This window comes from Nesterenkonia haasae (assembly GCF_010119385.1).
Taxonomy (GTDB): domain Bacteria; phylum Actinomycetota; class Actinomycetes; order Actinomycetales; family Micrococcaceae; genus Nesterenkonia; species Nesterenkonia haasae.
In genome coordinates this window covers 515161-527940 of the sequence record NZ_VFIE01000018.1, presented here as the reverse complement: position 1 = coordinate 527940, position 12780 = coordinate 515161, and the positions used below count along the sequence as shown (strand labels likewise).

11 protein-coding genes are annotated in these 12780 nt (G+C 62.1%); 8 read left to right on the top strand and 3 right to left on the bottom strand.

Annotated elements, in window-relative coordinates; translation table 11 throughout:
* The first annotated feature begins 64 nt into the window (after window positions 1-64).
* The 6 genes from typA to FH975_RS16900 all read left to right on the top strand — a co-directional run bounded on the left by typA (window position 65) and on the right by FH975_RS16900 (window position 6106).
* Window positions 65-1987 carry a translational GTPase TypA gene (gene typA / locus FH975_RS05910; protein WP_153078191.1) on the top strand — a complete coding sequence of 641 codons (1923 nt, stop codon included), beginning with the start codon at window positions 65-67 and terminating at the stop codon, window positions 1985-1987.
* Window positions 1988-1994: 7 nt separating this feature from the next.
* Window positions 1995-2405 carry a hypothetical protein gene (locus FH975_RS05905; protein WP_162320489.1) on the top strand — a complete coding sequence of 137 codons (411 nt, stop codon included), beginning with the start codon at window positions 1995-1997 and terminating at the stop codon, window positions 2403-2405.
* 12 nt (window positions 2406-2417) lie between these two features.
* Window positions 2418-2747 (top strand): ferredoxin, encoded by a 330-nt coding sequence (fdxA, locus tag FH975_RS05900; protein ID WP_138251767.1) that lies wholly within the window; start codon window positions 2418-2420, stop codon window positions 2745-2747.
* A 10-nt stretch (window positions 2748-2757) separates the two neighbouring features.
* Window positions 2758-3891 (top strand): succinyldiaminopimelate transaminase, encoded by a 1134-nt coding sequence (gene dapC / locus FH975_RS05895; protein ID WP_162320488.1) that lies wholly within the window; start codon window positions 2758-2760, stop codon window positions 3889-3891.
* A gap of 94 nt (window positions 3892-3985) precedes the next feature.
* On the top strand, window positions 3986-5266 hold the full coding sequence (locus FH975_RS05890; protein WP_153078194.1) for a citrate synthase: 1281 nt from the start codon (window positions 3986-3988) through the stop codon (window positions 5264-5266).
* 120 nt (window positions 5267-5386) lie between these two features.
* Window positions 5387-6106 carry an ASCH domain-containing protein gene (locus FH975_RS16900; RefSeq protein WP_202923033.1) on the top strand — a complete coding sequence of 240 codons (720 nt, stop codon included), beginning with the start codon at window positions 5387-5389 and terminating at the stop codon, window positions 6104-6106.
* A gap of 3 nt (window positions 6107-6109) precedes the next feature.
* Here the strand turns inward: FH975_RS16900 and FH975_RS05880 are convergent, their stop codons facing one another.
* From FH975_RS05880 to dapD, 3 genes are all read right to left on the bottom strand, one after another.
* A complete protein-coding gene (locus FH975_RS05880) occupies window positions 6110-7057 on the bottom strand; it encodes a PDDEXK family nuclease (protein ID WP_162320487.1) in 948 nt (315 codons plus the stop codon).
* A gap of 254 nt (window positions 7058-7311) precedes the next feature.
* Window positions 7312-8391, bottom strand: a complete 1080-nt coding sequence (locus FH975_RS05875; protein WP_153078196.1) for a hypothetical protein — start codon at window positions 8389-8391, stop codon at window positions 7312-7314.
* Window positions 8392-8400: 9 nt separating this feature from the next.
* Window positions 8401-9354, bottom strand: coding sequence for a 2,3,4,5-tetrahydropyridine-2,6-dicarboxylate N-succinyltransferase (gene dapD / locus FH975_RS05870; RefSeq protein ID WP_407938613.1), 954 nt, complete (start codon window positions 9352-9354; stop codon window positions 8401-8403).
* Window positions 9355-9576: 222 nt separating this feature from the next.
* Here dapD and FH975_RS05865 point away from each other — a divergent pair, with 222 nt between their 5' ends.
* Window positions 9577-10593: a TAXI family TRAP transporter solute-binding subunit gene (locus tag FH975_RS05865; RefSeq protein WP_162320486.1), complete on the top strand. Its 1017-nt coding sequence runs from the start codon at window positions 9577-9579 to the stop codon at window positions 10591-10593.
* Window positions 10590-12776 (top strand): TRAP transporter permease, encoded by a 2187-nt coding sequence (locus FH975_RS05860; RefSeq protein WP_162320485.1) that lies wholly within the window; start codon window positions 10590-10592, stop codon window positions 12774-12776. The genes FH975_RS05865 and FH975_RS05860 overlap by 4 nt, the downstream gene beginning before the upstream one ends.
* The last annotated feature ends 4 nt before the right edge of the window (window positions 12777-12780 follow it).

Below are 12780 nucleotides of genomic sequence, written 5' to 3'. Positions count from 1 at the left end.
GGTGTGGTTGAGCACTCGACTGTCGAGTTGCTGATCCCTATTTTCGGAAGGCCCTTCTTTCTCCATGAGCACTGTGTCACGCAATGATCTGCGCAACGTCGCGATCGTCGCCCACGTCGACCACGGCAAGACCACGCTGGTTGACGCCATGCTCCGCCAGACCAAAGCAGTCGGCGGCCACGGCGACCTCGAAGACCGAGTCATGGACTCCGGCGACCTCGAGAAAGAGAAGGGCATCACCATTCTCGCCAAGAACACCACGGTGTTCTATTCCGGACCCTCCGCTCAGTCTGTAGCTGAGGCGGAAGCCGTCACCATGAACATCATCGATACCCCAGGCCACGCCGACTTCGGCGGTGAGGTCGAGCGCGGCCTCTCCATGGTCGACGGTGTAGTGCTTCTGGTGGACGCTTCCGAGGGTCCGCTGCCGCAGACTCGGTTCGTCCTGCGCAAAGCACTGCAGGCCTCGCTGCCGGTGATCCTCGTGGTCAACAAGACTGACCGTCCTGATGCCCGGATCGACGGCGTGGTCTCTGACACCATGGATCTGCTGCTCGGCCTGGCCTCCGACGTCGCAGAGGAAAACCCCGAACTCGACGTCGACGCGGTCCTGGACCTACCGATCGTCTACGCATCAGGCAAAGCTGGCCGTGCCGCCAAGACGCAGCCAGAAGACGGAGGCCTGCCCGAAAACGAGGACCTCGAGCCGCTGTTCGAAACCATTCTTCAGCACGTTCCCGCGCCAACATACGACGACGCCGAAGTCCTCCAGGCCCACGTCACCAACCTCGACGCCTCGCCCTTCCTAGGACGCCTGGCCCTGCTGCGTGTCTTCAACGGCACCCTGCGCAAGAACCAGCAAGTCGCCTGGGCTCGCAAGGACGGCACCATCAAAACCGTCAAGATCACCGAATTGCTGGCCACCAAAGGGCTCAAGCGTGTTCCTGCTGAATCCGCGGGCCCCGGTGACATCGTCGCAGTCGCAGGTATCGGCGACATCATGATCGGTGAAACACTCACCGACCTGGAAAACCCCAAACCACTTCCCAACATAGTGGTCGATGACCCGGCAATCTCCATGACCATCGGCATCAACACCTCACCGATGGCTGGCCGAGTCAAGGGCGCCAAGGTCACGGCCCGCCAGGTCAAAGACCGGCTTGAGCAGGAGCTCGTGGGTAACGTCTCCATCAAAGTGCTTCCCACGGAACGCCCCGATATGTGGGAGGTTCAGGGTCGTGGTGAGCTCGCACTGGCAATCTTGGTCGAGCAGATGCGCCGCGAAGGCTTTGAACTCACCGTCGGTAAGCCACAGGTCGTGACAAAAGAGGTCGACGGTGTCCTTCACGAGCCCATGGAAGCCATGATCATTGATGCGCCAGAGGAATACATGGGCGCCATCACCCAGCTGCTTGCGGCCCGCAAGGGAACCATGACCACCATGGCGAACTCCGGCTCCGGTTGGATTCGCATGGAGTTCACCGTTCCAGCTCGCGGGCTCATCGCCTTCCGCACCCGGTTCCTCACCGAAACCCGAGGTGCCGGCATCGCGTCGTCGTACTCTGCCGGGTACGAGCCCTGGAAGGGCGAGATCGAATACCGCACCTCCGGGTCCCTGGTCGCCGACCGTGCTGGTACTGCCACGCCGTTCGCCATGATCAACCTGCAGGAGCGCGGCACGTTCTTCGTCGAGGCAACCTCCGAGGTCTACTGCGGCCAGGTGGTGGGAGAGAACTCCCGCAATGAGGACATGGAAGTCAACATCACCAAAGAAAAGAAGCTCACCAACATGCGTGCGGCTTCCGCTGACTCCTTCGAAGGTCTGACTCCACCCACCAAGTTCACCTTGGAAGAGTCCCTGGAGTTCGCCAATGATGACGAATGCGTGGAGGTCACTCCGGAGTCCATCCGTATCCGCAAGGTCATCCTGGATCCGAGCGAACGCATGAAGGTCACCCGCCGCAAGAAGCAGGCCGCAGGAGTCTGAGCCGCTGATGCCACGGCCGGTCCTGCTCGGCATCTGCTTCGCCTCAGGCGTGATCCTCGGGGTGCTCGGCACTGTGCTCCACGGCAATATTTGGATCGTCGGTGATGTCGGTTCCGGCGCCGTCGTGCCCTGGGGAGCTGCCGCTGCTCTGCTGATCCTCTTCATGGCGCTGCTTTGGGCGGGCATGACGGGGCGGTCGCTGGTGGAGCCCTTCGTGATGGGCGGTACGGCGTTCACCGTCGCAACAATCGCGTACTTGTGGCCAGGTCCCGATCAGCTCGTCGTGCCGTATTCGCCACTTGCCATGGAGACCCTGCCGGGACCTGTCATCGCATCACTGGTCTGGTGGCTCGGAGCGGGAGCGGTGACCTTGGTCTCAATGGTGCTGAGCACATGGATACTGTCCAAAGACCGGTAGACTTGGGGCACTATGACCTATGTGATCGCCCTGCCCTGCGTAGACCTGAAGGACAAGGCCTGCATTGATGAGTGTCCCGTTGACTGCATTTACGAGGGTGAACGTGCCTTGTACATCCACCCGGACGAGTGTGTCGACTGTGGCGCCTGCGAACCTGTCTGCCCGGTGGAAGCCATCTATTACGAGGATGACCTGCCCGATAAGTGGAGCGAGTACTACCGCGCAAATGTGGAGTTCTTCGATGACCTGGGCTCGCCAGGTGGCGCCGCGCGTCTCGGGCTGATCGAGAAAGACCACGAGGTCGTTCAGGCGCTGCCGCCGCAAGAGCACGACGTAGACTGACGCCCTCACCATGCTGAATCTGCCGGACTACCCCTGGGATGCCATGGGGCCCTACCGAGAGCGCGCTCAGCAGCACGCCGGCGGGATGGTCAACCTATCAATCGGCACACCAGTCGACCCCACACCTGAGGTCATCCAGACAGCCCTCGCGCATGCAGCTGACGCGCCCGGTTACCCCACCACGCACGGTACGGCCGAACTCCGCGAAGCCATCTCCCACTGGTATGCGCGCCGGAGAAATGTCCCAGACCTCGACCCCCAGGCCATCATGCCGACCATCGGGTCCAAGGAACTGGTCGCCTGGATGCCCACACTGCTCGGCCTCGGCCCGGAGGACATCGTGGTCTATCCACGCATCGCCTACCCCACCTATGACATGGGTGCGATCATCGCGGGCGCGCGTGGCCTGGCCACAGATGACATCCACTCACTCGATGAGGCCACACTGAGCCGAGTGAAGCTCATCTGGCTGAACTCCCCTGGCAATCCCACCGGAGAAGTGCACGACGCCGCCCACCTCGCCTCCGTCGTCAGGCTCGCCCGGCGCATTGGCGCCGTCGTCGCCTCCGACGAGTGCTATGCAGAGCTGGGCTGGGAGGCTGCAGAAATCCCCTCCGTCCTGGACCCCCGCGTCTGCGGCGACAGCCATCAGGGGCTGCTCTCGGTCTACTCAGTCTCCAAACAGTCCAATTTGGCAGGCTACCGCGCAGCGTTCGTCGCGGGATGCCATGAGCTGATACGTAATTTGGTTAACACTCGGAAACATGCCGGGATGATCATGCCCGCTCCGGTACAGGCTGCATTAGCTGCTGCGGTGAGCGACGATGCCCACGTCAACGCGCAGCGCGAGGTGTACCGGCGGCGTCGTGCTGTGTTGAAACCAGCCTTGGAGTCAGCCGGTCTGCTGGTGGAGCATTCAGAAGCCGGACTTTACCTTTGGTGCCGGGCCAGCGCCCCTGCGTCCGCAAGCACCTGGGACATGGTCCAGAAGATGGCTGACCTGGGCATTCTCGTGGGGCCGGGTGTCTTCTACGGTTCCGCGGGGGAAGGGTACATCCGGGTGGCGCTGACCGCCACAGATGAACGGATCGACGCCGCGGCCGGCAGATTGAGCTCCAGCTCAGAGCGCGCCAACTCCATTTGATGCGGCTTTGACGCATTCGCGTGTACGCGCGGCAACACGGTAAGTTACCTACTGTTGTCACCTTCGCGTGTCCTCAAGATCAAAAGGAGAGCCAGTGAGCGAGCAGACCCCAGCGCACTTGGAATATCAAGGCCATGAGCTTGAACTTCCGGTGGAGGCCGCCGTCGAAGGTAATGACGGGCTGAGCATTGCTCCGCTGTTGAAGACCACCGGCGCGGTCACCTACGACCCCGGGTTCATGAACACCGCCAACACCAAATCAGCCATCACATACATTGATGGCGACGAGGGGATTCTGCGCTACCGCGGCTACCCCATTGAGCAGCTGGCGGAAAAGTCCAACTTCCTCGAAGTGAGCTACCTGCTTATCTACGGAGAACTGCCCACCGAGCAGCAGCTGGCGGATTTCGACAGCGTCACCCGGCGTCACACACTTCTGCACGAAGAGCTCAAGAACTTCTTCTCCGGCTTCCCCCGGGACGCGCACCCCATGCCGGTCCTCTCTTCCGCGGTCTCTGCGCTGTCGACCTACTACCCGGACTCACTGGACCCCTTCGACCCCGATCACGTCGAACGCTCCACATACCGGCTACTGGCGAAGCTTCCCACCATTGCCGCTTACGCCTACAAGAAGTCTGTCGGCCAGCCCATGCTGTACCCCGATAACAGCCTCAACCTGGTTGAGAATTTCATGCGAGGCTGCTTCGGTGTGCCCGCCGAGCCTTATGAGGTTGATCCCGATATCTCTAAGGCGCTCGATACGCTGCTGATCCTTCACGCCGACCATGAGCAGAATTGCTCGACCTCCACGGTTCGTATGGTGGGCTCGGCGCAGGCCAACCTATTCGCCTCTGTCTCCGCCGGCGTCAACGCCCTCTACGGCCCAGCCCACGGCGGCGCTAATGAAGCCGTCCTGAAGATGCTCCGCGATATCCAGGCCGGCGACGTCAGCCCAGAGGCCTTCATGGAGAAGGTCAAGAACAAGGAAGACGGCGTGCGGCTAATGGGCTTCGGCCACCGCGTCTACAAGAACTACGACCCGCGTGCACGCATTGTGAAGGGCCTGGCAGATGACCTGTTGGCCAAGCTTGGCGTCAACGATGAGATGTTTGAGATCGCGCAGCGTCTGGAATCCAAAGCACTGGAGGACGACTACTTCGTGGAGCGCAAGCTGTACCCGAACGTGGACTTCTACACCGGGCTGATCTACAAGGCGCTGGGCTTCCCGGAGAAGATGTTCACCGTGCTCTTTGCGCTGGGGCGACTGCCGGGCTGGATCGCTCAGTGGCGTGAAATGAACAGCGATGGTGCCACCAAGATCGGCCGCCCCCGCCAGATCTACACCGGCGAGGGCCTCCGCGACTACCCGGCCTGAGGCTGGCTGTCTCCCGTCGCGCGTTCGTCGGCCCCTTGGGACCACACTTTTGGCCGGAAATGGGTCAGAACGTAGTCCGAAGGCGCCGCCGTAAGCAACCCGAGACGACAGGAGCGAGTCGTGGAGCCGAACAATGCTGAGCGACGGGTGATCTCAGCAGCTGAATCACAGGCTGCCGATATCGGTGGCGACCCATATCACACTGTGGCCGCAGCAGCTATGGACCTGCACGGGCGCATCCACACAGGTGTGAACGTGTACCACTTCACCGGCGGTCCCTGCGCGGAACTGGTAGCTATGGGTGTCGCCGCCGCAGCTCATGCCGGTCCGCTGGTGACCATCGCCGCTGCAGGGGACCGTGGACGCGGGCTCATCCCGCCCTGTGGAAGATGCCGCCAGGCGCTGCTGGATCTTCATCCGGACATCCTGGTTGCAGTGCCCACCACTAGCGGCCCGCAGATGCGCCAGGTCCGGAACCTGCTGCCTGACACCTACTTCTTCCCAGACCACCAGACACCGCGCATCCTCCGATTCAACAAGCGCTACTACGATGCCGTGGCCTCGGGTAAGAAGTCCGTCACCATCCGCTATGACGATCCCACTCCGCTCGGCTCGTCCTTCTTCTACTTCGAGGACGACGACACCCACGGTCCTCTCCGGGGAACTGTCACTTCAGTGACTACGTACCCTTTGAGCAGCCTCACCGCAGAGCAGGCGCGGCTACCTCCCGCAACCTGCGTGGATTCCCTCAAGGAGGGGCTCCGTGGGCATTACCCGCACATGCCCGAAGACGTAGAGGTTGAGGTGGTGACCTTCACCGTTGACAGTGCGCACTCATGACTCTCAGCGTCGCCACCCGCGAGCCAGGAGTTCCCGCTCGATTTTGACGATGGCGAGCCTGCCGGAGTCATACATGTGATCTTTGGTGATGCGGACCTCTTTCCAGCCGAGCGCTTCGGTCCGTTCGGTTCGCAGGACATCTTTCCGCATCTGCTCACCGGAATGGTACTTTTCGCCGTCATACTGGATGGCTAGCCGCCACCGTCGCAGGAGGAGATCGGGCTGCACCACCCGCCGTCCGTCGTCGTCCAGCAGCCAGCCATTGACCTCCGGTTCGGGCAAATCGGCCTGGTGCATATAGAAGCGCAGCCTTGTCTCCTGCGGTGAGTCCACACCTGTCCGGGCAAGTTCCAAGGCTTGGGCGGCAGCACGCACTCCATTGGCGCGGCCTCGCAAGGAGAGAGCCTTCCGCAGTTGTTCAATCGATGTTGGCGGAGCTGCAGCCTCACCGAACTCCCGGCGTCCGGGTCGGATGAATCTGTCGGCCAGGACTAGCGCCTCGATCAGTGATCCGTTGATAGCCAGATCCGTCCACGTCCATGCCGGGGAGGTCACGGGAATTCCGTGACGCTGCACAATTTGCGTGGGAGGAACGTCCGATCGGTGCCCTGTGACCAGGGTGCGGTGCACGTGCGGGCCCTTCCGTGGGGTGGTGATGTGAAACGGCGGTTCCAGCGGCATATGGAGGAGTTCCAGCAGTATCGCCGCCGTGGCATGGCTGACAACCCGACCGGTGCCAGTAGTCAATGCTTGCAGTGCAGCGACATGGCGTTGATGTTCGCCGGCGTCGGCGAAAGGTGAGTAGAGGCCACGAGCAATCGGCGCGAGTGCGTTGTTGTACACCGCGTGACGAAGGTCGCGTCGTGAAATGCGCGTGTTGAGCTCAGTGCTACTGACTCCACGCCCCGGCAGGGGGTAGTGGCGGGGACGCCGTCGCCGGTCTCTGGTCATGTCCCATTCCTGGCACAGCACCGTGTGCCCCAGCGTGATACCAGCTAGACCCGGGGAGGGCGGGCGTGTCGACGGCAGCACCCGGCGACCTGTGAAAAAGTGAGACCGCCCGATCATGGCATGGCGAGCTGGTCTGGCCCATAACCAGAACCCTGCCACTACGTCGGCGAATGACGCCCATTAATCGAACCGTTTTCATGCCCGATTATGGGCGGCAAGCGCCGTCGTCCGAAGCAGGGCCGTGGGGAACGGCCTCAATGGTCGCGGGAGAAACCGAGCACCACTGTGCCGACGGATGCTGAGTCGGCGTCCTCGTCGGAAAGGCGCTGCCAGCGTGCAGAGTCGCGCTCCCACCGGTAGGGCGCCGAGGTCACCGACTGCACACCAAAATCTTCAGCCGAGGCCACCGACCAGTGCGCAATCAGCCACTGATGGTTGAGCTCCGCCTCCGAATCGGGCATCTCCACGGTCACCAGGGCATCCTCGTCCTGCCCTGAGACTTCGATGATCCCGTCGAGGATGGGCTCCGGCACAAACTCCTCGTCCTCTTCATCCTCTTCCGGGGGTTCCGTGAAGGGGACCTCCAAGACTGTGGGCATCAGACCGACCAGCTCGTCCGTCACTCCCTCAGGGTCAGGCCCGGGAACGTCCAGCTGGGAAAGGTGGCATGTCATATCTGGCCCCTGGGTCTGTCCCGCCAATGGCCAGGCAAAGGCTCGGGCGGCAGTGCCATGCTGGGGGTAGAACTGCGGATTGTGCGGGCGTTCCAGAGCTGCGGCTGCCTCATCCAACTCCAGGTCGGGCATCCAAAAGAGCTCCGTGTTTTCATCCTCGTCGTCTTCGTCAGCTTCTTCCGCCGCTTCCAGGCCCGAACGCCATGATCTTTCCATCACAGAGAAGAACCCATCCACGGTGATCTCCACTGGTTGAGCGCCGTTATCCGCAGTCCAATCGGGCGCGCCACGGGCGAACAGCACCTCTGAACCGCGCTCGTCATCCGAATCGCGGATGTTCAGCTCGGTCTCCTGCATGGACATGGCCAGCGCGTCGACGGCGGCCTCAGGCGGAAGTCCGTGGTCTGCCGCTGATGCCGCGAGCAGGGCGGCGTTATGCGTTTGGGTGGGGCTCAGCTCGTAATCGGTATCGCCCACAGTCACCGCGCACCGTTCGTCCAGGAGGAATTCGCGCTCCTCGATATAGCGCCACGTGCCGTAGGACGCACCAGCCACCATCGCCGTGGTCACACCCAGCGCGACCAGGGCACGACGACGCCGCCGCCGACGAGCCATCGGCCGAGTGATCACAGTATTGCGGCGTCTCCGGAAAGGACTCATGGTGCAGCCTCAGTTGGCGTGCAGCGCGGCGTTGAGCTCGACCTTCTGGCCCTTGCGTGGGCGGGCCTGAACCTGCCCGGTGACCGAGTCGCGGAGGAAAAGCAGACCCGCTGACCCGGAAAGTTCCGAGCCCTTAGCTGTGCCGCGGACACTGCCGTCACTGTTCAGCACGGTGACCTTGGTTCCGGAGGTGACATAGAGCCCGGCCTCGACCACGCAGTCATCGCCCAGCGAGATACCAACGCCGGAGTTCGCGCCCAGCAGGACCCCTTCACCCAGGGAAATCTTCTCCTTGCCTCCGCCGGAGAGGGTGCCCATGATGGACGCACCACCTCCGACGTCCGACCCGTCCCCGACGACGACGCCGGCAGAGATTCTGCCCTCAACCATGGAGACACCCAGCGTGCCCGCGTTGAAGTTGACGAACCCTTCATGCATCACTGTGGTGCCTTCAGCAAGGTGGGCGCCCAGCCGCACACGGTCCGCATCGGCGATTCGCACCCCGGACGGGGTGACGTAGTCCACCAGGCGCGGGAATTTGTCAATGGAATACACCGTGACTTGTCCGCGGCTGCGCAGCTTCAGGCGCGTGAGTTCGAAACCCTCAACAGTGCAGGGACCGAAGTTGGTCCACACCACATTGGAGAGGTGGCCGAAGATTCCGTCGAGATTGATGCTGTTGGGAGTCACCAGCCGGTGGGACAGCAGATGCAGGCGCAACCACACATCGGATGTCCCGGTGGCCTCAGCGTCTAGGTCTGACTCCACCGACACTGCCTGCACCTTCACCCCACGGTCTGGGTCTTCACCTTCTGCGGCTTGGAAGTGACTGGTGAAGGTGGCGTCGTCGTTCTCCGCCAGCGGGACCAGGGCAGGGGAGGGGAACCAGGTGTCCAGCACGGTGCCGTCTGCGGCGATCGTGGCGAGTCCATGTCCGGAAGCAGTACGAGCAGTAGAAGTCATGACCTCCATCCTACGTATGAGCGGAGTATGACGGTCACTCCTTCGAAGACACGCGGCATTAAGGTTACGTTTGTGTTTCAGGCCACTCGCTGACTGGCCGAATGCCGCTGACCTGCTCTAGTGTGATCTTCACGGGGTCGGCTGGGAATACCCTCATTGCAAGCTTGTGATGAGGTGGACCGGGTCGGTCGCACCCATGAATCATGTTTATCAGGAGGACCAATGACTATCCGCCGAACAGCCGCAGCAATGACTGCTGTGGCCGCGATGACCGCACTCGCCGCATGTGGGGACGACAACGGCGATGACAACGGAAACGGGGATGAGGGCGACGCCGACGTTGAGGTCGGCAGCGAAGACGACTTCACCACCGACCTGGAGTTCACCACCGGAGGCACCGGTGGCACGTACTACCCACTCGGTGGTGAACTTTCCGAGATCTTCTCCGCAGAAACTGACGCCTCTGTGAACTACGTGGAATCCGGTGGGTCCGGTGAGAACCTGGGCCGGATTTACAACGAACAGTCGCAGCTGGCACTGACGCAGAATGACACTGCGGCGTTGGCCTACACCGGAGAGCTCGAGGACCTCGAGGGCATCGAGATCAATAACGTGGGTTGGATCGCCAACCTCTATCCCGAGGCCATGCACATTGTGGTCCGCGACGACTCCGGCATCGAGTCCATCGAGGACCTCGAAGGCGCGACCATCGCAGTCGGTGACGCTGGCTCCGGTACTCGTGCAATCTCCGACGCCATCCTCGAACACTACGAGATCGACTTCACCCCTGAGGTGACAGACTTCGGTGCTTCCACCGAAATGCTGGGTGACGAGCAGATCGACGCTTCAATGTTCGTGGCCGGACCACCGGTCGCTGCGCTGACCTCGCTGGCCGCCACCACTGATGTGTCACTGCTGTCACTGGATGAGTCCGATGCTGAGGAGATCGCAGAGGGTGGGCTGTTCGATCCGTACACGATCGAGTCCGACATCTACGATTTCGCTGACGACGACATCACCACCATCTCGGTCTTCGCAGCTCTCGTGGCTTCGACGACACAGGTGAGCGACGATCTGGCCTATGACCTGACCGCCGCACTGTTCGACAACGCCGACAGCATCACCCTTGAGGTCGGCGAGAACATCGACATCGACGAGGCGCTGCTGGGCCTCGGCGCCCTGCCTCTCCACCCAGGCGCTGAGCGCTACTTTGAAGAGCAGGACGTCGACCTGCCGTGACCTCGACTGCCGCAGCCGATCAGCCCCGGGGGTCGGCATCTTCAGAGGATGCCGCCACCGGGGCTGCGGCTCAGCAGGAGGCGGACGATGTCCTGCGCGCTCATGACATCTCCAGCCGTTTCCGCACCGACCTCGGATGGTGGGGTTGGGTAGTCGGCGGCATCTCTGTCGTCTTCACCGCCTATCATCTCTACGCTGCGTTTGAACGTCCGTACAACGCGTGGATGCACGGGTCGCTTCACGTCGCCGGCGCACTGGCGCTGATCTTCTTGCTCTATCCCGCTTCAAAGCGACTGCTGCACGTCAAGCCCAGCGGCAACCGCTGGCTCGACGTGCTGACTGGTAGGCACCGTGGTATCCCGTGGTACGACGTGGTCCTGGCTGTGGTTGCCACTGTGTGCAGCCTCTACATCTTCTTCAACTACGAGTACCTGGTCTCCAACCAGGTAGCGATCATTGGCTACAGCGACACCGACGTCCTGGTAGCCACACTCGGAGTCATTCTTGTGCTGGAGGCTTCCCGACGCTGCGTGGGAACCCCGATAGTGGTTGTGGCCGGTGTGGCCATCCTCTATGCACTGTTCGCCACCGGTTCTGTGATGCCCGGAAACTGGGGGCACCGCGGACAGGACTGGAGCGAGTTCGCCACAAATATGTTCCTCTCCGCAGGACAGGGTATCTTCGGCACTCCCATCCGGGTCTCCTCCGAGTTCATCTTCCTGTTCCTGTTCTTCGCTGTTGTGCTGCTGCGAACGAACATCGGCCAGTTCTTCAACGATCTCGCCTTCCGCGCTGCCGGACGGTTCAGCGGCGGACCGGCCAAGGCTGCCGTGGCGGCCTCGGGCCTTCAGGGCATGGTGTCCGGGTCCTCGGTGGCCAATACGGTGGCCTCGGGCTCTTTCACCATCCCCATCATGAAACGCGCCGGGTTCAAGCCGCACGTGGCAGCAGCGACCGAGGCGACTGCCTCAACCGGTGGTCAGATGGTGCCACCCATCATGGGTGCGGCCGCGTTCATCATGGCTCAGAACATCTCCGGTCTGGAGTACAACGAGCTGATCGTGATTGCGATCATTCCGGCAGCGCTGTACTTCACGGGTGCATTTCTCTCGGTGCATTTCGAGGCTAAGCGCAATGAGCTCAAGGGAATTCCGCCTGAAGAGCTTCCGAGCTGGAAATCCATCATCACCCGCATCGATATGCTGCTGCCGCTGGTGGTCATTATCGGCACCCTGCTCGGAGGCGCGAGCCCGATGCGCGCTGCCCTCTTCGGCATCGGCACCGCACTGGCTCTCAGTCTGCTCCGCGCCATCATCGAGCATGTGGTCCCGGTGATCAGCCAGGCCACAAAGGAGGGCAAGAGCCCGCTTTCAGAAATCGGCAAGATGTTGGTAGCGCTGGTGTATGTAGTGGCCCAGATGTTGGTGGCGGGTGCCCGCACTGCGCTTCCGGTCATTGCCGCTTGTGCCACGGCCGGTATGGTCGCCGGAACGGTGACTTCCACCGGCCTGGGCGGTCAGCTGGGCGCCGGTCTGGTAGCCCTCGCGGGTGGAAACTTCCTGCTGGTTCTCTTCATGGTGATGATCGCGTGCATCATCCTCGGTATGGGACTGCCGACCACCGCGAACTACGTGGTGACAGCCACTGTTGCGGCCCCGATTCTCTATCAGAACTTCGACGTGCCGCTGATCGCGGCGCATATGTTCGTATTCTTCTTCGGCATCCTTGCAGATGTGACGCCACCAGTGTGTCTCGCCGCCTTCGCCGGCGCGGGCATCGCTGGTGCGAATCCTATGCGCGCAGGCGTGAGCGCTATGCGCATGGCAGTGGCCGGATTCCTCATCCCCTACGCCTTCATCCTCGAACCCGCCCTGCTTCTGGAAGGCACCTTCACGGAGCTCATACTGGCGCTGGGCACCGTGGTACTGGGCATGATAGGGGTCTCGTCAGGTCTGGCGGGCTACCTCATAGCCCACGGCACAGTCGTCGACCGGGTGCTGCTCGTCGTCGGTGGTGTGATGCTCATCTACCCAGATGTTGTTGTCTCGGGTGCTGGTCTCGGCGTCGTCGCGGCAGCTGTTGCGATTCAGGCAGTCCTGCGCTCTCGGGGTCATAAGGCGGACATGGAGTCTGGCTTTACCCCGGAGATTGACTATGACGAGGCAGCTGCTGACAGCAAGTGAGGTT